Origin of the sequence: Companilactobacillus insicii (assembly GCF_003946015.1) — a bacterium.
GTDB classification, from domain to species: domain Bacteria; phylum Bacillota; class Bacilli; order Lactobacillales; family Lactobacillaceae; genus Companilactobacillus; species Companilactobacillus insicii.
The window spans coordinates 15,857-40,941 of the sequence record NZ_RHNU01000002.1 but is presented as its reverse complement, the minus strand read 5'-3'; the positions used below and the strand labels follow the sequence as shown (position 1 = coordinate 40,941).

Sequence of the window (25,085 nt, the reverse complement as noted above, 5' to 3'; positions counted from 1 at the left end):
ATTGTTAACTCCTCTTTAATTCTTTGTTGCCTATATTATATCCATTCTTTGTGAATTTTTCTTGAATAACGCTATCCAAAGTAACAAATTGCAAAGTATTTAGATTAATTTGATCTTTAACAAACATAACTAATCTTTCGGCGATTTCATTTTTTTCTTCGTTTGTAAGATCAGGCAATAGAACGGTTAAATTACCAATAGAATCACTGATATTTTCGATAGAAATAAAAGCCGCAATAGTTTTAGTATGCTTATTTTGTAAGAACCAATAAATACTAGTATCTCGCATAATACTCTTGGCAGTATGACTAATGAAGTCCGTTGTTTGAGCAATACTCAAATTTAGAAATTCACTAGCTTCTTTAAGTTTGAAGTGAGAAGGAAATTCCCACAAAAAGTTATTAGTTATAAATGGTCTGTAAAATTTTAATTTTGTCATTATTCGATTATCATACTCTTCTTTGCACTCTTGTGAAGTTTGTTGATCCATGGCTTCAACTTCTCAGTTGATAATAGTCCAAGTAGGTAGAAACCAATACCAAATGCCGCAAGAATTATGATGTCCTTGGATGCATTCGGCCAGTAAATTCCACCCACGGCTTCACGCAGCAGATTAACGGCATATGTGAACGGTAGGTATGGGTTAATTAATCTAAAGAATCCGCCCGATAGGACAACAGGGAAGTTACCACTGGCACCGGAAATCGATAGCACCAGAATGATAATACCAATACCCTTACCAACCGTTCCGAACATTTGAACTAGTGAATACAAAATTGATATAAAACAGAAGCTTACCAGCATCATGAATAATATCAATGCTACTTTGTCCTTAACGTAAGTGTGAATCAAGAAAATATTACCTAGAGCAGCCGCTACGGCTTGGAATATGTTCAAGGAGGCAAAGGTTAAATAACGACCGTTGAATCTTTGTTTGAAGTTGTAACGATACTTCTGTCTATCGTTCAGCTTGAAGTGAACAGTGAAGACACTTGATAGTAGTAACGCACCAACCCAGACACATAGTGCTAAGTAGAATGGTGCACTGGCAGAACCGTAGTTAGGAACATCGTATAAGTTGTTTTGTTTCAACTTAACTGGATTAGAGAAGAAGTCAGATTCTGTATTTGCGTCAGCCTTCATCAACTTGATAATGGCTGAGAGATCGACTTCTTTTTCACCATCTTTTAGTAATTTAGCCGAATGGTGAATGTCCTTCTTCAACTGTGGCCAGTCGTTTTCGGCAAAGTCGTTAGCAGCAGATAGTGATTGTTCTAACTCTGGAGTCTTAGAGTTGACTAAGTTCAGTGCAGTAGATAATTGATTCTCTATTTCTGGCAATTGATATTGAACAAAGAATGTTGCCTTTGACAGCTTGTTCTTCAAGTTAGGGTAATCATTATTGTAGAAGTCATTTGCGAGATTAATACCAGTAATGATATTCCCCATATTGCCGTTTAATAGTGTATTGGCATCGTGAATTTCGTTACCAACAGCAGGTAATTGTTTTTGATACTTTTGTAAGTATGTTAGAGCTGTCTGTAGGATTCCTTTGGTGTTGCTTAGTAATCCAGGAATAGCAGGAATAACATTTGTGTTAACTTCACTAAGTGTCTTGCTTGCATCAGTTAATAAAGTTTTGATGTCATTAATACTGTTTGATACAGAATCAATAATCTTTAAGTTCTTAATATCAGTTACCTTGTCGGCAATGTTATCAGACTGATTAGATAAATCAGTTAACTTAGATTGTAGTTGATCAGTACTCAAATTATCGAAGTCTTCAATGATGGCATTTGCGCGATCTGCAAGTGTATCGTTCAGTGCGGCTAAGTCATTTAAATGTTTAATTGGTGTATTGAAGATCGTAGTTTGATCATGACCAAACTGGTCTGCTAGCTTGTTATAAAGATTTTGCAAATCAGTTAATGTAGAAGCAACTTGACGACTGACAGTAGCTAATTGAGTGGCGTTATCAGCCATATTTTGGATAACGGTCTTTAGTTGTTCCTTTAATTCTGTGTTTTTAGGATCAGCTTTAATTTTATCGATTAAAGTATTGATGTTACTTGCGGAAGTACTAATTTGTTTAGCTAAGTTGTAAATCATTGATAGTCCAGTATCAATTGTTGATTTAATCACTGGTAAGGCGTTTTGAATCTTAGGTATTAAATTAGTATTGGCGTTATTAATAGCCGTTTCGGCATCGTTACCTAATCTTGTAACGTCTGGCATGACATTTTCAACCTGCGTTATAACTTTAATACCATTATCCACTTGAGTGATACTACTATCCATCAAGTTAGATATTTGTCCGAAATCATTATCAATAGTATTGATCTGTGATCCCGCACTCTTTATTTCCGGTATCTTTGTTTGTAGTTGCTTAACAGCAGTTCCACCTTCGTCTACCAGCGGCAAGAAGTTGTTTAAGTTAACGATTTTTTGTGCGTCTGCATTTAATTCCGGAATGTAGCCGTACATATTATTAACTTCATCCAGCTTGTTGTTTAAATCTGGAATAAGAGTGTTAGCCGTTTTAACTTTGTCCATAATGCTTTGAAGTTCATCGCGATTTTCGTCAGTGGTTATTAACAAAGTAGATAGGCGCCGTAACATTGGCAGGTTGTTCTCCAATTCAACACCTGACTGGTTCAAGACTGTGGCAATAGTCTTACTTATCTTACCGATAAACTCATCAGAAATGGTGTTTTGTAAAGTCGTCGCTCCCGATTCGGTTAACTTCGGCGCGACGGCATTGATCTTCTGGTTAACCGAGTAGACTAGGGTAGGCTTCTTAATTTCTCCTGAAGCAAAGCTCATAATATCTTTTGAGAAGGTCTTAGGAATGTAAATACCAGCATAGTATTTACCAGACTTAACACCTTGATCTAATTGTTCCTTGGAGTCAGTGAAGACCCAACCAAGTTTTTTATTCTTTTTTAAATTACCGATTAAATCTTTACCGATTTCAATCTTTTCACCTTTGAGTTTGACAGATTGGTCGTCTGAATAGACAGCCACTTTCAAGTCACCGGTGTTTGAATATGGATCCCATAATGCCCATACGTTAAACCAGCAATATAGACAAGGCAAAATGATCAAAGCTATCATTAAAAGTGTTGCTGGCTTTGATTTAAGCGTTCGTTGTATATCTATTCTAAATAATTCCCAGGATTTGATGATGTGCCCTCCTCAATGGTTCGTTTCCTAACAAGATAAGTTAACATAAATTCACTATTAAATAAACCATTATGTTAATGGATTAGAATAAATGAAATTGTTAACGCGTTTTAATATTTCAGAATCATCATGCATTAGTGAGTGTTCTGCCTTGGAGCCATTGACCGGATAATCAATATATTCTTTTACTCTTGGTTTAAGAATATACGATATTGATTTAACTGACGTAACAGAAATATATTTATCACTATTTGAATAATCTTCTACATTGCCGTAAATATTCAAAACTCGTAGGTCGTTGGAGATACTGTTCCGTCCCATGAAGATACGAAAGTATGTTGGACTCATGAAGGCGGGACGGCCATCAGGTTTGATGCGGTTAACATTTGGAAGATCGCCTAGTCCAATAATTCCATTGAATGGACCGGCTATAAGAACTAATTTTTTTAATCGTGGCATGTAGGGATGTAGTTTTTCTTTTAAATTAACTAGAACCAAAGCTACGGCACCGAGTGAATGTCCAATGGCATCGTAAGTGTCAAAGTCGTGCTTGGTTCTAAGATCAAAAAGCAGTTTGGATAACCAGTAGGAGATTTGATTGCTTCCAACGTATTTGTTTTGAAAGACAACTTGAATAATTGGATGAGCATCGTTCGTCCAATTTCCCTCGTACGTAATTTTACCGCGCCAATTGATTACGGCCTTAAGATACTTGTCTTTTTGATTGAATTTTAACGCTGAATCAATCATTTTTTCGGTCGTGTAATCCCCACCGCGAAAGCCGTGGATGTAAAGTATCGGCCACTGTTTTTTTTTCATAAATTCACCCCAACACTAACCTATTATATAATGAAAAGTAATAAATTATAACTAATCGAGGTAAGACATTGCAAAAATATTATGCGGTACGACGTGGAAAGACTCCTGGAATCTATCGAACTTGGGCTGAGTGTAAGGCGCAAGTAGATGGATTTACTAATGCCCGTTATAAAAGTTTCACTACTGAGGCAGAAGCTCAAAAATTTTTAACTGATAAAGATAATTACACTACTAAGAAAAAAAGTACTAATAAAACTAGTGATCTAAAAGATTTTGATGTTGTTGTATACACTGATGGTGGATCTAGAAATCATGGTAATGTCAAAGGTGGACATGTTAGAAGTGATGATCGTGCGGCTTGGGCATATCATATCGATGTTTCTGGAGAAATCTATGAGGGAACTGACGGTGAGTTTGGAGCTACTAATAATCGAATGGAGATTATGGCTCTGATTGAGAGTTTCAAAAGATTAAATGATTTGAAGCTTAATAATAGGAAGATTATTTTCGTTTTGGATTCGCAATACGTTCTTAATGCCATAACTAAGGGATGGTTGAATGGCTGGAAGCGTCGTGGATTTAAAAAAGCTGATGGTCAAATTCCAATTAATGTGGAACTTTGGCGTGAATTAGATAAGTTGTTGCCAACGATTGAAGATAAGACTTTTGAATGGACTAAGGGTCATGCTACTAATGTTGGTAATAATAGGGTTGATGCTTTGCTTAATGAGACTATGGATAAGATGTAGTCTATAAAGTTTTTGGCCGCCTCCAGGAGCAAAAAAATAGGCCGCTATGGGGATCTACCCGAGCCATAAGGCGGTCTCGGGTCTCGATTTTGAACTTCGCTAAGTACGCGAATTTCAAAATTCGTCCCGTGGTGTAAGGCCGGAGAACCACCGACCTAACACCACCTTCATAGCGGCCCAATTTTCTTGCTTTTTCCGGCTAGTTTTGATAAGCAATATAAAATAAGAGTAGATAAATCCCAGTAGAATTGGGGTTTATTCACTCTTAATTTTTTTAACGGCTATGTTTACGATTTTTAATATTTATTCCAATTAATCCAAGTAAAAAAGTAATGCTCAAACCTATTAATTGTAGAATATTTTGATCATTGTTTTCACCCAATTGAGGGATAGTAGGTGTCGTTACTTTTTGTATATTTGATTTATCGTTGGAATTAGTAGTTTTATTTGTAAAGACATCGTTAATATCTTCTTTTTGAATAAGTAAGTTTTGCTTTGTTTTATCTAAATTTTTAAAATTATTTTGAATCTCGGATTGTTTGTTGTTATTCCTAATATTACTTATATCATTATTTTTATCAGTCGTTGGAATAATATTTTTACTATCATTATTTTCTGATTTATTAGTGTTTGGCTTTGACTCATGTTTTCCATTATCAGCGATAATATCAACATTGTTATTGCCGTTAGGTTTAGTTATTTGGCTAGGCTTATTATTGTCAGCCTGATTATTAGAAATATCGATATTAGAGGTATTCCCGGATGAAGATGAATGTGAATTTCTGGAATATACAAAAGTATATTCTTTATTCGGGCTTTCTGAGGTTATAGATATCGTGCCTATGGGCTTAGATATTGTGGAATATCCTGGTATTTCTAATGGAGTCACACTATCAAAATGATCACCACTACCAATCCAATCAGTGTATGAAGTTTTACCGGTAACTGAATCTTTATTAGCTGTTCTAGTAAAAGTTATTGTATTGATTGTATCGTCGTGTAATTTATTACCACTTTGAGTTTGATAATGGATTGTTTCAGTAACTGATTTATTATCGGTAGATTTGTTTGAACCGTGTGTAAATGTAATATTGAATTCTTGTACTACACCATCCTTGTTATAGACAATTCCCGTTGTAGGAAAATTGGAGTTATTCAATAAATAGCCTTGTTTAATATACTCATTAATAATTGATTGAGGATTGTATTTATCCGTGGTTCCAAAATCACCAATGGTATTATCCGTTTTCAATATTTTATTTGTTGTTTTATCAACAAAATTAATGTTGGCACTTTCCTTATTTGCAGTATATGTAGCATTGTATGATATAGGCTTGTTAATATCATCCTTACTGATCTTGATAGTTAATGGCTGGGAAGTACTACTGAATCCAGTAATAGATGGTGATTTTACAGTGACATCACTACCGACCATTCCAGATACATTAATGGTTTTGTTTCCCTCGGGCGTGGGGACTGTAACGGAGATGGTAGCTGCCTGATTAATGTTTATTAACGGAGCTATTGGAAGGTCTATCTGGATGTTATTTTCTATTGGATTACCACTTGGATACTCCTTTATTGACAGATCAGAAAGTATTGATTTATTGATTGTGGGTAAGGTGGCACCAGACTCCTGATTGTATGAACTGATGAACCTGTTATAGTCATCCAACGCAGCTGCGTAGTATAGTTTTGCAGTTGCTAAATCTGTGGATCCTGAGCCTATTTTGGAGTTCAATTGGTCTGTGTAGTTTTTTAATACATATTGACTATTATTGACACTTGCGGCTGCTGAATAAACGCTTATTTTGTGTTGAATTTCATCGTTGTTATATTCCTTTAAGAGTGTGTTGTAGTCATCTAATGTCGTACCTTTAAGTACGCCATTTTGGGTAATACTTCGTATAGCATTGGGCTTATCATCGATAGATGAATTAATATCATTTTGATATGAATTAATACTGTTATTTAGTCCAGCTTGAGAATCTTTTACAAGTGAAATATCATTATTCAATTGATTGAGTTGGTTAGGTATTTGTACTCTATATTTATTTTGAAGGTCTTCACTAGCTAATTCACTTTTGATTGTTTTAAAATCATTATTCGCTGATGTAGCTGAATCGTTGCTATATTTAATTGCCTTTTGTGTATCATCATAACTTGTATTTAAGTTTGTGTCTGACTTTGTATTATCAGATGTAGAAGTACTTTGGGGACTATTGGAATTATCCTCATTAGAGGCAACTTGAGTTGTAGGGGAACTTCCATCTTCAGAAGCTAGAACTGGGTGTAATGTTGTAGTTAACGAAAGCCCTAATCCTAAAGCTGCAATGTTAGTGTATATCCAATATTTGCCCACTTTGTAAAATTGATTATTTTCAGTGGTAAATGAATTTTTAAATTTGAATGGCATAATAAAATCCCCCCTCGGTAAAAAATATATGTCATTAGTATTGCTACTAATGACATTATATGACGTTTTTTGTATTAGAGAGGCTTATATTTATAATTAAATTGATATAAATAAAAAGACTAGAAAATTTATTAATTTCCAGTCTTTTTATTATATTATTTTGTGTTTTTAATTAAATAATCCTTGGAAGAATGAAACAATACTGTCCCAAATTCTTTGTAGGAAATTACGATTTTCTTGAGTATTCAAGTTGTTAAAGATATTCTTGGCTTTACTCATGATATCATTACTTAATTTTGTAGCCTGTTCCTTGAAGTTAGAATTATTCAAGGCACCAGAGTCTCTGATTTGTACCATTAAGTTAATGATCTTTTGTTTTTGATTATCATTAATGATGTTTTGTAGGTTATTTTTTTGTAAGTTGTTGTTAACAATCGTTGTTATTTGGTTAACTGTGATATTGTCACCTTTTTGAGCAATATCTGATTTCATACCAGCAACAGCGTTATTCAGTTGTTTATCGGAATAACCATCAGTTCCTTTGTTGGCGTCTGTAATGCCACTTAAAACACCCATTTCATTTTGGGCTGCATTAACTTGATTTTGGTTCAATGAATCACCTGTACTTGCATATGCAGCATAAATACCTGCTAAGGCTCCAGAACCATCTATTGGTGTAGCTGATGTTACGTAAATATTAGCATCACTGATACCAGCAGTAACGGCAGCGTTTCTATATTGATCAGCGGTAATAGTAGTGATGTTGTTCTTTCCATTATAGTCAACGATTTTGACGTTAATACCTGAACCAGATGAGGTCTTTTGAATCAAGGCTGATGACCAGACTCCAGAACCACTTGTAAATGAGCTACCACTAGGGTTCAAATATTTAACCAATGTGTCGCCATTTACGGTAACGGTCTTGTAGTTGTTGTTATTGCCACTTATCTGTGAAGATAGGGCATCAATCGTACCTTGTCTTTGGCTATCTGTTAAAGAAGTTCCCAACGTCATTACGGGTTGGTCACTTAAACTATCTGCCTTAACACTTTGAGTAGTAAAGATACCCAATGTGATTAAAGATACTAAACTAAGTAAAACAATATTTAACTTTTTCACGAGTCAAATCCTCCTTGTCTACATTAAACCAAACAATTATGAATAATTCGAGAATTTTGGAAAAAATACCAAATTGTAAACTCTAAAAATAGTCAACCAATGTTGATTGTGGTATTCTATAGGTTCTAGGAACTCGCTTTGATTTATAAAAAAAGAAAGAATAGGTGAAACGAACAATGAAAATCGTTGTCCTCTCAGGTGGAAGAAGTACCGAAAGAAACGTTTCTTTATCTTCAGGTGTGAAGATCACAAACGCATTAAGAAGTAAGGGTTATGAAGTCGCATATGTCGATTCATTTCTTGGAGTAGATGTAGCTGAAGATAAGATCGATGATCTATTCACTACAGAACCAGAAGATGAAGCTAACTTGATCATCAGTGATGAAGTATTGACAGACGAAAAGATCAACGCCTTACGTACTGACGATACTATTGGATTACTTGGAAAGAACGTATTGAAGATTTGCCAACACGCCGATATTGTCTACATGGGGCTTCACGGTGAAGATGGTGAAAATGGTAAGATGCAAGCTGTCTTTGATGTCTTCGATATTAGATATACAGGTAGTGGTTCATTAGCTTCTGGTATTGCTATGGATAAGAAGTTCTCTAAGGAAGTCTTTGTTCAAAACAATATTCAAACTGCTGATTATACAACAACGACTACAAGCAAGATTTCAGCCGAAGATATTCCTTTTGGATTTCCAATGGTAGTTAAACCATCTAATGGTGGTTCTAGTGTTGGTACACATATTATCAACGATGAGTCTGAACTCGAAGAAAACATTGCTGACGCATTAAGATTTGACAAAGAAGTCTTGATTGAAGAATACATTAAGGGAAGAGAATTCTCAGTCGCAATGGTTGATAATCACGCCTTACCAGCTGTTGAAATTGCAGTTGATACAGGTTGGTATGATTTCCAACACAAGTTTGTTGAAAATAACGTTACACATTTCATCACTCCTCCAGATTTGGATGATGAAACTCATTCTCGCATGCAAGAAATGACAAAAGACACATTTGAAGCTTTAGGAATGAGCAATTATGGACGTGTTGACTTCCTATTACGTGATAGTGAATTGTACGTTATGGAAGCTAATACATTGCCAGGTATGACACCATTGTCATTAATGCCTCGTGAAGCTAAAGCTGCAGGTATTTCTTATGCTGACTTATGTGAGAGTATCATCAAAAGTAAAATACGTATTTACGACGAAAAATAATAATTTTAAACTCCTTATCTTAATAGATGGGGAGTTTTTTTTTGCTTTTACTTGACCATTAACTTTATGAAAACTATAAAGGAATTGATGAATAAATTTGAATTGGAGGTTAGATGCAGTTTGGAAGATTCATATGTATCATTTGATCAAGAAGACAAGGTATTTCATCTACATAACGATAAAATATCGTATCTAATGAAAATTGAAGACAATAATGTTTTGAATCACTTATACTTCGGTAAAGCAATTAAGCGTTATAGCGGTAATAAATCATATCCTAGACGCTATCGTGGATTCTCTGGAAATGTACCGGGAAATCCTGAACGTGGATATTCAAAAGATACTTTGCCGCAAGAATATTCTAGTCATGGTTCGATGGATTATCGTATTCCAGCATCGATAATCCGACGCGAGAATGGTTCTAATATTCATGATTTGCGATATTATGATTACAAAATTGAATCAGGAAAACCTAATTTGGTAGGATTGCCACAGTCATACGTGGAGTCAGCTGATGAAGCAACGACATTAATAATTACATTAAAAGATAGATTTCAAGAAATATATGTTGATTTGTATTATACGATCTATCACGATCGGGCAGTTATTACACGCTCGGCTAAAGTAACGAACAAAACAAGTGAGTCGATTGCTTTAGAGAAGATATCCTCTATGCAATTGGATTTAACTAATAATGGTGTTTATGATCAAGTTATTTCATTGCCGGGTGCCCACATGCATGAGCGTCAGATTAATCGTGAAGATATTAATTCTGGAATCAGAAGCTTTCAAAGCCGTCGTGGTGAATCAAGTCATCAGATGAACAGTTTTATAACTTTGCTTAATCATGATACAAGTGAATTCGCTGGACCGGCGATTGGCTTGAACTTTGTATATTCTGGTAATCATGATTTTGAATTGGAAAAAGATCAAATAAATCAATTGAGAGTTTTGGTTGGTATCAATTCTTATAATTTCAGCTGGAATCTAAAATCTGGTGAAGAGTTTCAGACGCCGGAAGTTATTATGGTTTATTCAGACACTGGACTCAATGATATGAGTAACACATTCCATCACCTGTTACGTGAGCGTGTTGCCCGTGGTAATTACAAGATGAAGGAACGTCCGATTGTCATTAATAATTGGGAAGCTACATTTTTTGATTTCACTGATGAAAAAATCAAAAAAATTGTTGATGAAGCAGCCAATATGGGAATCGAAATGTTTGTCTTAGATGATGGCTGGTTTGGACACCGTAATACTGATAATTCATCACTAGGTGATTGGTTTGAATATAAGCATAAATTGCTAATGGGATTAAAGGGTATGTCGGATTACGTCCATCAAAAAGGGATGAAATTTGGTCTGTGGTTTGAACCTGAAATGATTTCGATTGATTCCAAGTTGTATCGTGAACATCCTGATTACTTGATGCAGGAGCCTAATCGTGATCCATCACCATCGCGTGATCAGTTTGTTCTTGATATGGGACGTAAAGAAGTACGTCAAAATGTTGAAATGCAGATGACTAAGCTATTAGATTCGGTTGATATTGACTATGTCAAATGGGATATGAATCGCAATATGTCAGATGTATATTCAATTGCTCTTGATAAACATAACCAAGGAGAAGCTTCACATAGATATATCCTTGGCGTCTATGAATTAATGGATCATCTAACTACTAAGTACAAGGATATTCTGTGGGAAGGATGCTCCGGCGGTGGCGGCAGATTTGATGCCGGATTGTTGTATTATATGCCGCAGTCATGGACCAGTGATAATACTGATGCTGTTGAAAGAATGAAGATTCAATATGGAACTAGTCTGGCATATCCAGTTTCTAGTATGACGGCGCATGTTTCAGCTGTTCCTAATCAACAAACTGGTAGAATTACACCATTGAAGACCCGTGGTGATGTCGCGATGAGTGGTGTTTTAGGATACGAATTGGATTTGACCAAGTTAAATGATGATGAAAAAGCTGAGATTAAACGTCAAGTCGACCAATACAAAAAAGTGCGCAAACTAGTCCAATACGGTGATTATATTAGACTTAAGAGTCCCTTTGAATCTAATATTGCATCTTGGATGTTTGTTAATCACGAAAAGACTGATGTATTAATGTTTGTCAGTCGAATATTGTCATCTGGTCAACCAGTATTTCATGAGATATTTTTGAAGGGATTAAATCCTGATTATAAATATCGTGATGTTGATACGGGAAAAACTTACTTTGGGGATGAACTAATGAACTTGGGAATATATATTCCTGATTTTAATGGGGATTTTCAAAGTAAGATTTATCATTTTAAGAAGATGTAAAGAAAACGCCTGACTTTTGCCAGACGTTTTTTTGTGGATTATTTTATAATAAAACGATTTCGATATTTTAAAGGAGTCATACCAATATTATCAACAAAAAATTTGGAAAAATATGAAGGAGAAGTAAAACCACATTCATAACTTATATCAGTGACCGATAACGAACTTTTCCGTAATAAAGAACAAGCTTTTTGTAGTTTTAAGTTTTGTATGTAATGGCTAGGAGTAATTTTTTTATATTTTTGGAATAATTTAAATAAGTACGATCTATCAATGTTATGCACCTTAGCAACTTCATCGACTGAGATATCATCAGAATAATGCCTTTTTATATAATTAGTTATTTGTAATAACAAGTGTTCCTTTGTTCCCAATTCTTCTGGTAGTAATTCTTTGGACGAAAGATATTCAAACAATGAGAATACTGAACTTAGGGAGCCGAATGTATTGTTGCGTTTGAAGTATTGGTATACTTCTTCAAATATTTTATTAATATTTTCATCAAATGCATCATGAATGACATAATCGTTAGTTGATAAATTACATTTTTTTAGGAGTTCTGTTACTTTATTTCCTGATAATCCAATCCATCTGTATGTCCAGGGGGTATTTTTCTTTGGGTAATACCTATTGCCACAATGTGCTGGAATCATAAATATATCTCCCGCGCTGATGTGCTCATTGGGTGAATTAGTTAAAGAAAAGTATCCCTCACCATCGATACAATAATGAATTACCCAGTAGTTGATGGGAATATATTCAACGGGTTTTGATGGACGACATTTTTCGAACCCAGCTTCACAAATGCTGAAGTCATTACTTAACACTTCATTGTTTATTACTACATCTGCTTGTTCTTCCTTTTTCATTTATATAACCCCCATCATGAGTATATTGTCTTCGTTTGTTTGTAGTCAACATAATTACAATAATATGGAATCATCTTATGTTTTTAAAAATTTAAGTAGAGACTATATTTAGAGTATCAAACTATTGAAGTGAAAGGATGATAACTTTGGAGGAATCTAATAAGAGACAACGACTAGGATCGGTAGCCTTAATGCTAATGACCTTTTCGGCCGTATTTGCATTCCCTAGTATTGTTAATAATAGTATTCAAATTGGTCTAGCTACAATACCGGGATATATTTTTGGATCGGTTTTTTATTTCTTGCCATTCATATTAATGATTGCTGAGTTTGCATCCGCAAATTCAAACAAGGAATCAGGTGTACATAGTTGGCTTGAAAGTGTTTTGGGACCTAAGTGGGCTTTTTTAGGTGCATGGTCTTATTTCTTTGTTAATTTATTTTTCTTTTGTTCGTTATTACCTAATACGTTGATTTATGGTTCATATGCCTTTTTAGGTAAGAACGTTTTTGGCGGTAATAATGGAACCGTAATTATTGCACTTATATCTATAGCTTTGTTCTGGCTTATGACATGGGTATGTATTAAGGGAGTCTCATGGATTTCAACAGTTACTAGTTTAGCCGGAAGTGCACGTTTATTTATGGGAATAATTTTTGTGGTATTAGCCTTTGTTGTAGTTTTTGGATTCGGCAAGGCTCCAGCACAAGATTTTTCTGTAAAAAGTATTGCTCCAACGTTTAACTGGACATTCTTCATGACTATGGCATGGATTTTGCAAGCAGTAGGTGGTGGGGAGAGTATTGGTGTTTATATCAAGGATGTTAAAGGTGGTAACAAGACATTTGTTAAAACCATGATTAGTGCCACTATTTTTGTTGGTATTATGTATATTCTTGGCGCTGTTGCGGTTGGTTTTATTGTTCCTACATCTGTATTAAAAGGAAATTTCTCAAATGGGATATTTGATATATTTAAGATCTTAGGAACGCATTTTAATATTCCTGGTGGTGCAATGGTACGTTTAGTTGGTATTATCCTGTTCCTAGGAAGTTTAGGTTCGTTAGCACTTTGGACTGCTGCACCGGTAAAGGTATTCTTTTCTGAAATACCTGAAGGTGTATTTGGTAAATGGCTAGTTCGCACAAATGATGAAGGGAACCCAACAAATGCTCTTATCGTTCAAGGAATTATCGTTACAATTTTACTTATAATTCCAGCATTGGGTATTGGAGATATGGATAGTTTCTTAGAGACCTTAATCAACATGACTGCTTCAACCTCATTGTTACCTGTTCTATTCATTCTCATAGCTTATATTGGATTGAGACTTAAAAAGGATGATATGCCAAGAGATTTCAGATTTGGTAACAGAACTTTTGGACTAACAGCAGGAATATTCTTATTGATTGTCTTTATCTTTATATTCTTTATGTCAACTGTTCCCGATCCATCATTAATAGCTCAGGAACTTGATGGTAAATTACCTAAGGGTATTGCTAGTCCTATAGGGACATTAATCTATAATTTGCTTGGATTAGTTATATTCATGGGATTTGCATGGATATTCTGGGCAAGATATGAAAAGAAAAATAAAAATCTTACAGAAGATAATGACGTTGAAGAGGTGGCTAAGTAATTATGAAAATGTGGGAAAATTATCAAGTTGATGATATTAATCGAGAACCAGCTAGATCTCATTTTTTAACATTTCCAAATAAGGAACGTGCACTGTTAAATGAAAATGGTTATACGCACGCTTTTAAGAATCTGAATGGAACTTGGAAATTCATGTTTTTGGATGCTCCAGAGTATAGTCCTGAAGGTTTTTACAAAGCTGACTTTGATACCGATTCGATGGATGAGATTACTGTGCCGGGATGCTGGCAGATGCAAGGGTATGGAAAGATGCATTACTCAGATTTATGGTACAATTTCCCGATTAATCCACCATATGTACCAACAGAGAATCCAACTGGGATATATAAACGTACATTCACTGTCGATAATAACTTTTTGAATAAAAAAATTATTTTACGATTTGGTGGTGTTGATTCTGCCTATAATGTCTGGGTAAATGGTGAAGAAGTAGGATATAGCAAAGGCGCACGTAATGAAGCGGAATTTGATATTACTAATTTAGTCAAATTCAATGAGAGCAATGATTTAACAGTTCGAGTATATCAATGGTCTGATGGGACATATCTTGAGGATCAGGATATGTGGTGGTTAAGTGGAATTGATCGTGATGTTGAATTACTTGGCGTTCCTATGAATGGATTGCAGGATATTACTGTTGTTGCTGATTTGGACAATACTTATAAAAATGGGTTATTAGATATTAAGCTAAAATTTAGGCAAGATGATGGTCAAAGTGTATTCATAAATCTATTGGATAATAGTGGAAAATCAGTACTTGATGATTCTGTAGATGTAGAAGATGGAAAGGCTGAAATAAAATCTCAAATTGTTGATGTTAAGAAGTGGTCAGCTGAAATTCCAAATCTTTATAAATTACTTGTAACGGTTAAAAAGAACGATAAGGTTATTGAAGTTATACCGCAAAATGTTGGTTTCAGGAATATTCATGTAGAAAGAGATACTTTCCTTGTTAATGGTGTTGCCATTAAAATTAAGGGTGTAAATAGACATGATTATAATCCTAAGAATGGCCGTGTTGTGGCTAAAGAAGAGATAGAGTCAGATATTAAGCTAATGAAGAAGTATAACATTAATGCTATACGTACAAGTCATTATCCAAATTCTTATTATTTGTATGATTTATGTGATGAATATGGTATGTATTTGATTGCCGAAACTGATTTGGAATGTCATGGTTTTGAATTGACAAAAAAATACGACTGGATTACTAACGATCCTAAGTGGGAAACGGCATATGTAACAAGAATGACTAGAATGATTTCAAGAGAAAAAAATCATCCATCTATATTGTTCTGGTCGTTAGGTAACGAGTCCGATTTTGGATGTAATTTTAGAAAAATGGCTGAAGTAGCTAAGCAGATGGATCCGACAAGATTGGTTCATTATGAGGGAGATTTTGATGCCGAAGTAGTTGATGTTTATTCAACTATGTATACATGGTTGGAAAATCCTAAGAAGAAGTTATTGATGAAAAATATTATTGCGGACTCAAAGAAGCCCCATATTTTATGTGAATATGGACATGCGATGGGAAATGGTCCTGGTAATCTAAAAGAGTATCAAGATTTATTTTATGATCATGATAAATTACAAGGTGGATTTATTTGGGAATGGTTTGATCATGGAATCGAATCATACACTGATGATGGAAAGAAATATTATCGTTATGGCGGTGACTTTGGTGATGATCCAAGCAATAAGGATTTCTGTATTGATGGTATGCTTATGCCTGACCGTACGCCGTCACCAGGATTGCATGAATATAAGAAAGTTATCGAACCAATTACAACTACAGTAATTGATGCACTTAAAGGAAAAATTGAGTTATTGAGTCGCTATGATTTTGCTGATTTAAATAGATTTAAATTAGTATATACGGTTATGGAAGATGACATTGTATTAGAGAGTGGATCAATAGACTTACCTTCTATCCCAGCTCGACAAAAGCGAGATATGACAATTCCTTATAATTCTCATATTGTTCCTAAACCCGGATCAGAGTATTTGTTGAATATTTCATATCAATTAAAAGAAAGCACTAGATATGCAGGTGCTGGATATGAATTAGCAACGGCTCAAATTGAGTTACCAATACATGTTGATGGAATCAAGATTATTCCTGAAGGAAATATAGAAGTTAATGAGAGTTTGGCTTGTTTAACAGCCATTGGAAATAATTTTCAAGTTAAGTTTGATACTGTAAGGGGAATAATAACTAGTTTGACTCGTGATGGAATTGAATTTATGGATCAGGGTCCTAAATTTACTTTTTGGAGAGCGCCAATTAGCAATGATATGGAGATTATTGACGAAATGAAGAAAGTTCAATTTCTCCATTTGGAACACGATGTTGTAAAGTCATTTAATTATGAAGTTGAAGATGGCCATTTGAATGTTATTGTTAGAACCTTGCATGGCACAACAAATAGTTCGTGGCATTTTAATTGTGAGTATCATTACACAATTTATGCTACAGGGGATATTCTAGTTGATGTTAAAGGGATTCCAGGCGGAAAGCTAGACACGGTACCGGATATGTTACCAAGACTAGGTTTAACAATGGATTTAAATGAATCCCTAGGAAAAGTAAGATATTTTGGTCGTGGACCCGGAGAAAATTACGCTGATTCAAAAGAAGCAGGTATGATGGGATTGTATACAAATACCGTTGAAGGGATGTTTACTAACTACGTGGTTCCTCAGGCTAACGGCAACCATATGGATACAAAATGGGTTTCGTTAACTGATGATAGAGGACAGGGATTAGTATTTTCTACTCCAAATTCATTTAATTTCAGTACTTCATATTATGATGAAAAAACATTGGACGAAGCAAAACATACATGTGACTTAACGAAAGCAGATCATGTAGTTCTAAATATTGATTATAAGCAGAATGCTCTAGGAACATATTCATGTGGACAATGGCAACTGGAAAAATACAGAGCTAAAGTTGAACCCTTTGAAATAAACTTTAGAATTACTCCGTTTAATAATAAGGAGGTTAGTGATAAAGCTATTGCACATGAGAACCTAAAAAAGTAATGAGATTATTTATTTAAAATCACTCCCCCAGATATGATATGTAGTGCATGCCATATTTAGATTCAAAAAACAGTAATTGTTGTATGACAATTACTGCTTTTTGTTTTGAGGTATTTTAAATTATATTTATAAATGTAATTTTATGAAATCGATACCAAAATGTATTGACAATTGTGTAAGCGGTTGCTATCATATTGTTGTGATATCGGTTTCAACGAAGGAGGGAAATACAATTGGCAACTATTTCGGACGTTGCAAAATTAGCTGGATTGTCTGTTTCGACCGTTTCAAGGGTAATAAATAATAGTCCGCATGTTTCTCCTAAGAAAAGAGCGTTAGTAAAGGGAGCAATGGATCAACTGGGTTATGTTCCTTTGCCTGCAGCTCGTCAACTAAGAGGATCAAGCTCGAAGTCACTTGCAGTTGTTGTACCTAGAATTGTAAATCCGTTTTTCTCGTATTTAATAGATTCAATTGAAAGAACGTTGATTAATGCGGAATTTAATACGATTATCGTTCAAACTTTTGGTAATAAGAATCAAGAGTTAGGTGCTCTTGAGCTTCTCAAAAAGCAGCAAGTTGATGGAGTAATTCTTTGTTCAATAGAAAATCAATGGTCGGTTATCAAAGAATATTTAAAGTATGGAAAAATTGTACTTGCTAATGAATATTTGAAAGATTTACCTATTCCAATGATATATGCGAACCAGTATAAAGGATTAAAGTCAGGAACAGAGTATTTACTTAAACAGGGATTTAGTAGAATAGCGTATGCAACTGGTAGAAAAAAGTTGTCAATTGCGCTCCTGGGCAGTGACTTTGATTCAGATAGATTTCATGGATTTCAAGATGCGTTACAAGAGGCCAAATTAAGCTTTAATTCTAATTGGTTGTTTTACGATGCGCATACTGAAGAAGATGGAAATGAAATACTAATGGAAATCAAGAATATGACAAATAAGCCAGATGCAATTATTGCTGGTAGTGATGAGGTTGCAGCTGGAATAGTTGAAGCAGCCAGAAATAATGGAATTTCGGTACCTTCTCAATTGGGTGTATTAGGAATTGATGATCAACCTATGTCCTCAAAGTTGAACATACCTTTGTCTACAATTCGACAGCCAGTAAATGAGATGGGAGTGAAAGCAGCTCAGCTCATGATTGCAGAATTAAATGGTGATATTGAAAGAAATATAAAACCATTAGACTTAAAAGTTATATCAAGGAATTCAGCCTAAAAATCGAATATATTATATATTCTTTTTTTAAGATTAAAAATGGTATCGATACCAAAAATGGAGGAATAAAATTATGACAGTAGTTTTAGCAAGAATTGACCAACGTTTAGTACATGGATTGATTGTTAATCAATGGGCCCAATCATTAAAGGTAAAAAGATTTATGGTTGTTGATGATGAAATAAGTAAAAATGAAGATATCAAAGCAAGTATGAGAATGTCAAAACCAGCTGGTACTGGAATGTCAATTATTGACACTAATAAGGCAATTACAAATTTCAATAGTGGTAAATACGATACACAAAGAGTGTTTGTATTAGTTAAAGAACCTGAAACCTTAATAAGACTTATTGAAGGTGGAGTGGATATTCCCAAAGTTGATTTAGGAATTATATTCAATGAAGATGGTCGTGAACCTGTAACAAAATTTGTTGCATTAAATGATAAGGAACGTACAGACTTGAAGGCAATTAAGGACAAAAATATTCCAATTGTAATTCAATATGTACCAACTGATACAGAGGAACCATATAACGAATAGGAGGAAATTTGATCATGTCGGGTATTCAATTATTACAGGATATATTGATTATTATATTAGCAGGTTATATGACAATTGATCAGAATGGTCTTGTTGTTATGTCATGGTTCCCAGTTATTGTCGGAACCATTGCCGGAATTATCATGGGAGATTTGACAACTGCATTAACAATTGCTGGTACTTTTCAATTAATGATGTTGGGTGTTGCGGCTTTAGGTGGTGCATCGGCTCCTAATTATGGATTAGCAACTATTATCGGTGTATTTATTGCAACGCGTACAGGTACAGGTATCAAATCTGCGATTGCAGTTGGTTTACCAGTTGGATTATTAGCTATACAACTGGAAGTTGTTGCACGTATTATAGCGAACTTTTTAGCACACAAAATGCAATCTGATAATAATAAGAATGCATGGAAGAAAATGAACGTTGAAGCATGGCTTGGACCGATTCTATTTAGTTTACAAACTGCTTTACCGGCTGCATTGATCGTATTCTTTGGCCCAGAAGTAGTAACTTTCATTTTGAAGGTTGTTCCAAAATGGGTTACAGACGGATTAACTGTTGCTGGTGGAATGCTACCAGTTGTAGGTATTGGTATGTTGCTGCATTACATGCCTGTAAAAAAATTCTTACCATACATAATTGTTGGTTTTGTACTTGCCGCTTATTTAAAAGTTGGAGTATTGGGTATAGCTCTAATTGGATTTGCAGCAGCATATTGGTACTTCTTTAGCGAATCTAAAAAGGCAACTGATGCTGAGGCATCACCAGTATCAGGCGAGGTACCAGATGATGAGGGAGACGACTATGATGAGTGATACAGATAAATATAAAGTTACAAAAAAAGATAGACGTAGAGCAGCGGTCCGCTATAACTTTATGGCTTGTAATTTATTTAATTATGAATCTCAAATGGGACCAGCTGTTGCTTGGTCAATGGCTCCGGTATTACGCAAAATTTATAAGAATGATGATGAATACAAAGCTGCATTGAATAATCATTTTAATTACTATAATTCAACAACCGTAATGTCATCAATGATTCTTGGTGCAACATTAGCAATGGAAGAACGTGATGGAATAAAGGCTAAGGATGCTGTTCAATCATTAAAAACCAGTTTGATGGGTCCTCTAGCTGGTGTTGGTGATACTTTAGTTTGGGTATTATGGCCAACAATTATGGGTTCTATTTCTGGATATATGGCATTACAGGGGAATCCGTTAGGTGCGATTGTTTGGTTTATCGCTAATATTATTTTCTGGTTTGTTAAATTAAAATTATTTGATGTTGGTTATACATCAGGAACAAGATTAATTACTTCTTTAGGAAATAAATTAACTATTTTTACAGAAGCGGCCTCAATAATGGGCTTAAGTGTTGTAGGTGGCCTTATTGCTACGGTTGTCAAAATTTCAGCACCTGTGAAATTCCAATTTGGTAAAGTCGCACTTAATCTTCAAACCGGCGTATTTGATAAAATTATGCCTGCATTGCTACCAGCATTATTAACATTGTTGATTTTTAAATTATTAGGCAATAAGAAATGGACACCAACTAGAGTTATTTTGTTAGTTATTGCAATATCACTTGTAGGAACATTTTTAGGTATTTTTAAAGCTTAGGAGTATGTAAAATGAAACGTAAAATTATATTAGCATCTCATCATAAATTGGCTGATGGCATGGCAGATACACTGAACTTTATTACAGGTGGATTGGTTGAACTTAGTGTCTTATCTGCTTATATGGATAATGATCCAATTGAAGATAAAATAAGTAAAATGATGGATGAATCATCTGATACAGAAATCGTAGTTTTGACTGATATGACGGCTGGTAGTGTTAATCAAAAATTCTTTAGTTATCGTACTCGACCACATACTCATATTATTAGCGGTATGAATTTACCATTAGCATTGTCCATATCTATGGAGCCATCTGATAAATATTTAACTCAAGAAAGAGTTGAAAAATTAATTAGCCAAGCAAAAGAATCTATCGTTTATGTAAATACCATGCAAGTTGAGGTTGATGATGATGACGAATGATATTAAGTGGTGGCAAAAAAGTGTAGTTTATCAAGTTTATCCAAAAAGTTTTAATGATTCTAATAATGATGGAATCGGTGATATTCCGGGTATTAATCAAAAGTTAGATTATTTAAAAAAACTGGGAGTAGATATTATTTGGTTGAATCCAATTTATATGTCTCCACAAATAGATAATGGATACGATATTAGTAATTATCGAAAAATTAATCCTATTCTTGGAACAGATGAAGAATTCGATACTCTTCTTAAGAGTGCACATAAATTAGGTATTAAAATCATTTTAGATTTGGTTGTTAACCATACTTCAAGTGAATACCCTTGGTTCAAAGATGCAATTAAAAGTAAAGATAGTAAGTATCATGATTACTATATATGGAAAAATGGTAAAAAAGGTGAACTTCCCAATAATTGGGGATCATCTTTTGGCGGCACGACATGGGAGTATGTTGATAAATTAGGTCAGTATTATTTGCATTTGTTTGCTAAAGAACAGCCAGACTTGAATTGGGAAAATCCCGAAGTTCGTAAAGATGTTTACGATATTATGAAATTTTGGCTTAATAAGGGAATCGATGGGTTCAGAATGGACGTCATTTCTCTGATTTCCAAAGATCCTAAGTATCCAGACGGTCCACTTGTACAAAACAGAAAATTAGGAAGTTATTATGCAGGTGCAGCTAATGGGCCAAAAGTCCATGAATATTTGCAAGAAATGAATCGTGAAGTTTTAAGTAAGTACAATGTGATGACTGTTGGTGAGACTCCACACACATCTTCAAAAGAAGGAGTACTATATGCGGATGCTTCTAGAAATGAATTGAATATGGTTTTTCATTTTGATCATATGCATTTGGATTACGGTAAATATGGTAAGTATTCTGATAAAAGGTTCAAATTGGTGGATTTAAAGAGAGTACTTACTGAATGGCAAAATGCAATGTATGAGCATAACGGTTGGAATAGCTTATATTGGAGTAACCATGATCAAGCTCGACCAGTTACAAGATTTGGTGATGATGATGGGGAATATAGAACTCAGTCGGCTAAAATGCTAGGAACTATTTTGCATATGCAACAAGGAACACCTTTTGTCTTTGAAGGTGAAGAATTGGGAATGACTAATGCTAAATATAATTCAATTGATGATTATACTGATCTGGAGACATTTAATACATATCATAGATTTATTGACCAGTATAATCTTTCCAAAAAATTTACAATGCGTAGCATATACTTAAAATCTCGTGATAATGCACGTACACCTATGCCATGGGATGGAAGTGAAAATGCTGGTTTTTCAGAATCCAAGCCCTGGATAAAAATGAATCCAAATTATAAAGAAATAAATGTTAAGAATGCATTAGACGACAAAGATTCGGTATTTTATTATTACCAAAAACTAATTAAGCTAAGGCATGATTTACCGATTGTAACTACGGGAAAATATGAATTATTAGATAAAGATAATCCAGATACTTATTGTTATTTAAGAAAAGGCGAGAATGAAACATTGTTTGTAGCTGGTAATTTTACTGTCGAAAATCAAACTGTGAAATTGCCTAAGTTTAATGATGATGGGGAAAAGATAATCAGTAATTTCTCTGCACCTAATAAATTCAATGGTGATAATTTAGATTTACCACCTTATGGTACAGTGGTTTATTTGTTCAGTAGTAAAACTTAACCATACAAGAAATGAATAAAAAAACTAGTATTGATTATTCATCAATACTAAAAAGTATAAAACCGAAAACGCCTGACTTTTGCCAGACGTTTTTTGTGGATTATTTTATATGTCTTTAGCTACTGCATAAGCTGACCAAATTGCTCCCATTATGTTAGAAACATTATGAGAATCACCAATTAGATATGATTCTTTATCGGTTGTTGCCAGTAAATGCATAAATGGATTATTAGGTGTATATCCTAGGGTACAAACGACGTCATCACCTGGGATCGTTTCATCATTACCATTTGAATTTGTTACTTTAACATTTGTATTTTCTATTGATTCAACTTTGGTATTTAATTTTACATCAATACCTTCATAAGGTAATAGTTCTTTCACCATTTGATAGTTAGCAAATGATTGTGCATGCGGACCACCGCAAATATCATCTGACATTTCTACAATCGTGACATCTTTTCCTTTACGTTCTAGCCACAATGCTGTTTCACATCCAACAAGTCCGCCACCAACAACAGTAACTTTTTGTCCTACTTTGTCATGGTTAGTTAATACGTCAGATGCAGTAACCATTTTATCGCTACCGAAGTCTGGAATTATTGGTTTAGATCCGGTAGCAACAACGACGGCATCATAATCATTACTGTCAAAATCCTTCTTTGTTGCAGAAGTGTTTAGTTTAACAGTTACATTTTTCATTTTTGATAATTGACGAGTATACCACAATACAAGTTCATGATCATTTGACTTAAAACTAGGTTTTGATCCAGGAACTAGTTCTCCACCTAATTCAGAATGTGATTCTAATAATGTAACGTTGTGTCCTCTTGTTCCACATATCCAAGCTGTTTCAAGTCCTGCGGGACCGCCACCAATTACTAGAACATTTTTAGTTTTGAGTGGAGCAGTTAATTTGTATGCTGATTCTCTACCAGTTGCGGGATTTACAGTACATGAGAAAGGTAAACCTTTTTCAAGTCTGGCCAGACAACCATCTTGGCAGGAGATGCAAGGTCTTATGTCTTCCCAGTCATCAGCCTTAATTTTATTTGGTAAATCTGGATCAGCTAATAAAGGCCGTCCGAACTCTACTAAATCAATACCTTGATCTAGTGCATTATTAATTACTTCTGGGTCATCCATTCTACCAGCAACAGCTACTGGTATTTTTACGGCAGATTTAACTTGTGCACCGAAGGTGTTATAAATGCCTTTTTTATCGAAGTACATTGGTGGATGATTCCAGAACCATGCGTCATATGTTCCAGCATCTACATTTAGCATGTCGTATCCAGCTGCCTCAAGTATTTTGGCTGCTTCCAATCCTTCAGATATATCTCTACCTTTTTCTTGGAATTTTTCACCAGGTAGAGCACCATTTCTTATTTCTTTAATAAAGCTCTTTAGAGAGTATCTAATTGATACAGGGAAGTCTTGTCCACATTGCGCTTTTATACCTTTAACTATATCTGTAACAACCTTTAATCTGTGCTCCAAGTCTCCACCAAATTCATCATCTCTGTGGTTAAACAAACTCATTGCGAATTGGTCAAATAAGTATCCCTCGTGAACAGCATGAATTTCTACTCCATCAAATCCACTTGCCTTACAAATTGCTGCACCTTTTACAAAGTCACTTATTGTTTTTTCAATTTCATCATGTGTCATTGCACGATGTTTTTGATTAGGGTCAAATCTATTAGTTGCTTCTGAAGGAGCCCATTTTTTCTTTGATGCTCTAGGAAATGAAGAACGTCCAGATCCAGCACTTATCATACAGATTGCTTTTGTTCCGTAAGAATGAATTTGCTGCAACATTTCTGCAGAGGTATTCATGAAATCAAAAGGATTATTTATAGGGCATGGAGCGCTACCTTTTTCGAAGTCATCATAACTACAAACTACTAGCCCGACTGTTAGTAATCCGACTCCACCTTTGGCTCTACGAATATACATATCTTGAGCGTTTTTAGAAAAGCCACCCTCACTATCTGAATATCCAACTAATCCTAGTGGTGCCATAACTGTACGATTCTTAATCTTTAATGAACCTATTTTTGCGGATTCAAAGAGGCGAGAAACATTTCTTTTTTCAACATTATCTGTAACTACAACCATAAAATTCTCCTCCCAACAATTATTTATTACATT

General features: G+C 34.6%; 18 protein-coding genes. 11 read left to right on the top strand and 7 right to left on the bottom strand.

Annotated elements, in window-relative coordinates; genetic code table 11:
- Positions 1-4: 4 nt before the first annotated feature.
- The 3 genes from EKM79_RS00960 to EKM79_RS00950 all read right to left on the bottom strand — a co-directional run bounded on the left by EKM79_RS00960 (position 5) and on the right by EKM79_RS00950 (position 4,002).
- On the bottom strand, positions 5-439 hold the full coding sequence (locus EKM79_RS00960; RefSeq protein ID WP_125565265.1) for a hypothetical protein: 435 nt from the start codon (positions 437-439) through the stop codon (positions 5-7).
- Positions 439-3,153 (bottom strand): YhgE/Pip domain-containing protein, encoded by a 2,715-nt coding sequence (locus EKM79_RS00955; RefSeq protein WP_281273192.1) that lies wholly within the window; start codon positions 3,151-3,153, stop codon positions 439-441. The genes EKM79_RS00960 and EKM79_RS00955 overlap by 1 nt, the downstream gene beginning before the upstream one ends.
- 99 nt (positions 3,154-3,252) lie before the next feature.
- On the bottom strand, positions 3,253-4,002 hold the full coding sequence (locus tag EKM79_RS00950; protein ID WP_125565263.1) for an alpha/beta hydrolase: 750 nt from the start codon (positions 4,000-4,002) through the stop codon (positions 3,253-3,255).
- A 68-nt stretch (positions 4,003-4,070) separates the two neighbouring features.
- On the opposite strand from EKM79_RS00950, the gene EKM79_RS00945 reads away from it, so the two are divergent.
- Positions 4,071-4,751 carry a ribonuclease H family protein gene (locus tag EKM79_RS00945; protein ID WP_125565262.1) on the top strand — a complete coding sequence of 227 codons (681 nt, stop codon included), beginning with the start codon at positions 4,071-4,073 and terminating at the stop codon, positions 4,749-4,751.
- Positions 4,752-5,025: 274 nt separating this feature from the next.
- On the opposite strand, the gene EKM79_RS00940 is transcribed toward EKM79_RS00945, so the two are convergent.
- Together EKM79_RS00940 and EKM79_RS00935 are read right to left on the bottom strand one after the other, a co-directional pair.
- Positions 5,026-7,167, bottom strand: a complete 2,142-nt coding sequence (locus EKM79_RS00940; protein WP_125565261.1) for a mucin-binding protein — start codon at positions 7,165-7,167, stop codon at positions 5,026-5,028.
- 168 nt (positions 7,168-7,335) lie between these two features.
- Positions 7,336-8,286 carry a DUF1002 domain-containing protein gene (locus tag EKM79_RS00935; protein ID WP_125565260.1) on the bottom strand — a complete coding sequence of 317 codons (951 nt, stop codon included), beginning with the start codon at positions 8,284-8,286 and terminating at the stop codon, positions 7,336-7,338.
- Positions 8,287-8,462: 176 nt separating this feature from the next.
- Here EKM79_RS00935 and EKM79_RS00930 point away from each other — a divergent pair, with 176 nt between their 5' ends.
- Positions 8,463-9,512 (top strand): D-alanine--D-alanine ligase, encoded by a 1,050-nt coding sequence (locus tag EKM79_RS00930; protein ID WP_125565259.1) that lies wholly within the window; start codon positions 8,463-8,465, stop codon positions 9,510-9,512.
- An 87-nt stretch (positions 9,513-9,599) separates the two neighbouring features.
- Positions 9,600-11,837: an alpha-galactosidase gene (locus EKM79_RS00925; protein WP_425454013.1), complete on the top strand. Its 2,238-nt coding sequence runs from the start codon at positions 9,600-9,602 to the stop codon at positions 11,835-11,837.
- A gap of 38 nt (positions 11,838-11,875) precedes the next feature.
- On the opposite strand, the gene EKM79_RS00920 is transcribed toward EKM79_RS00925, so the two are convergent.
- On the bottom strand, positions 11,876-12,706 hold the full coding sequence (locus tag EKM79_RS00920) for an AraC family transcriptional regulator (RefSeq protein ID WP_125565257.1): 831 nt from the start codon (positions 12,704-12,706) through the stop codon (positions 11,876-11,878).
- A gap of 146 nt (positions 12,707-12,852) precedes the next feature.
- Here EKM79_RS00920 and EKM79_RS00915 point away from each other — a divergent pair, with 146 nt between their 5' ends.
- The 8 genes from EKM79_RS00915 (at position 12,853) to EKM79_RS00880 (ending at position 22,931) form a co-directional block, all read left to right on the top strand.
- On the top strand, positions 12,853-14,346 hold the full coding sequence (locus tag EKM79_RS00915; RefSeq protein ID WP_281273189.1) for an amino acid permease: 1,494 nt from the start codon (positions 12,853-12,855) through the stop codon (positions 14,344-14,346).
- A 2-nt stretch (positions 14,347-14,348) separates the two neighbouring features.
- Positions 14,349-17,414 carry a beta-galactosidase subunit alpha gene (gene ebgA, locus EKM79_RS00910; protein ID WP_125565255.1) on the top strand — a complete coding sequence of 1,022 codons (3,066 nt, stop codon included), beginning with the start codon at positions 14,349-14,351 and terminating at the stop codon, positions 17,412-17,414.
- Between the two features lie 233 nt (positions 17,415-17,647).
- Positions 17,648-18,652 carry a LacI family DNA-binding transcriptional regulator gene (locus tag EKM79_RS00905; RefSeq protein WP_125565254.1) on the top strand — a complete coding sequence of 335 codons (1,005 nt, stop codon included), beginning with the start codon at positions 17,648-17,650 and terminating at the stop codon, positions 18,650-18,652.
- Positions 18,653-18,725: 73 nt separating this feature from the next.
- On the top strand, positions 18,726-19,193 hold the full coding sequence (locus tag EKM79_RS00900; protein WP_125565253.1) for a PTS sugar transporter subunit IIB: 468 nt from the start codon (positions 18,726-18,728) through the stop codon (positions 19,191-19,193).
- Between the two features lie 14 nt (positions 19,194-19,207).
- On the top strand, positions 19,208-20,014 hold the full coding sequence (locus EKM79_RS00895) for a PTS mannose/fructose/sorbose/N-acetylgalactosamine transporter subunit IIC (protein WP_125565252.1): 807 nt from the start codon (positions 19,208-19,210) through the stop codon (positions 20,012-20,014).
- Positions 20,007-20,819, top strand: a complete 813-nt coding sequence (locus EKM79_RS00890; RefSeq protein ID WP_164505968.1) for a PTS system mannose/fructose/sorbose family transporter subunit IID — start codon at positions 20,007-20,009, stop codon at positions 20,817-20,819. The genes EKM79_RS00895 and EKM79_RS00890 overlap by 8 nt, the downstream gene beginning before the upstream one ends.
- Positions 20,820-20,830: 11 nt before the next feature.
- A complete protein-coding gene (locus EKM79_RS00885; protein ID WP_125565250.1) occupies positions 20,831-21,244 on the top strand; it encodes a PTS sugar transporter subunit IIA in 414 nt (137 codons plus the stop codon).
- The gene (locus EKM79_RS00880) at positions 21,234-22,931 is read left to right on the top strand and encodes a glycoside hydrolase family 13 protein (protein ID WP_164505967.1); all 1,698 of its coding nucleotides are present in this window, start codon (positions 21,234-21,236) and stop codon (positions 22,929-22,931) included. The genes EKM79_RS00885 and EKM79_RS00880 overlap by 11 nt, the downstream gene beginning before the upstream one ends.
- Positions 22,932-23,036: 105 nt before the next feature.
- On the opposite strand, the gene EKM79_RS00875 is transcribed toward EKM79_RS00880, so the two are convergent.
- Positions 23,037-25,052 (bottom strand): FAD-dependent oxidoreductase, encoded by a 2,016-nt coding sequence (locus EKM79_RS00875; protein ID WP_125565248.1) that lies wholly within the window; start codon positions 25,050-25,052, stop codon positions 23,037-23,039.
- Positions 25,053-25,085 lie beyond the last annotated feature (33 nt).

Bases quoted from the DNA above. Each gene is read 5' to 3' on its own strand.
- EKM79_RS00960 (WP_125565265.1), bottom strand. From the start codon at position 439: ATGACAAAATTAAAATTTTACAGACCATTTATAACTAATAACTTTTTG.
- EKM79_RS00950 (WP_125565263.1), bottom strand. From the start codon at position 4,002: ATGAAAAAAAAACAGTGGCCGATACTTTACATCCACGGCTTTCGCGGT.
- EKM79_RS00940 (WP_125565261.1), bottom strand. From the start codon at position 7,167: ATGCCATTCAAATTTAAAAATTCATTTACCACTGAAAATAATCAATTT.
- EKM79_RS00930 (WP_125565259.1), top strand. From the start codon at position 8,463: ATGAAAATCGTTGTCCTCTCAGGTGGAAGAAGTACCGAAAGAAACGTT.
- EKM79_RS00925 (WP_425454013.1), top strand. From the start codon at position 9,600: ATGAATAAATTTGAATTGGAGGTTAGATGCAGTTTGGAAGATTCATAT.
- EKM79_RS00920 (WP_125565257.1), bottom strand. From the start codon at position 12,706: ATGAAAAAGGAAGAACAAGCAGATGTAGTAATAAACAATGAAGTGTTA.
- ebgA (WP_125565255.1), top strand. From the start codon at position 14,349: ATGAAAATGTGGGAAAATTATCAAGTTGATGATATTAATCGAGAACCA.
- EKM79_RS00900 (WP_125565253.1), top strand. From the start codon at position 18,726: ATGACAGTAGTTTTAGCAAGAATTGACCAACGTTTAGTACATGGATTG.
- EKM79_RS00895 (WP_125565252.1), top strand. From the start codon at position 19,208: ATGTCGGGTATTCAATTATTACAGGATATATTGATTATTATATTAGCA.
- EKM79_RS00890 (WP_164505968.1), top strand. From the start codon at position 20,007: ATGAGTGATACAGATAAATATAAAGTTACAAAAAAAGATAGACGTAGA.
- EKM79_RS00885 (WP_125565250.1), top strand. From the start codon at position 20,831: ATGAAACGTAAAATTATATTAGCATCTCATCATAAATTGGCTGATGGC.
- EKM79_RS00880 (WP_164505967.1), top strand. From the start codon at position 21,234: ATGACGAATGATATTAAGTGGTGGCAAAAAAGTGTAGTTTATCAAGTT.
- EKM79_RS00875 (WP_125565248.1), bottom strand. From the start codon at position 25,052: ATGGTTGTAGTTACAGATAATGTTGAAAAAAGAAATGTTTCTCGCCTC.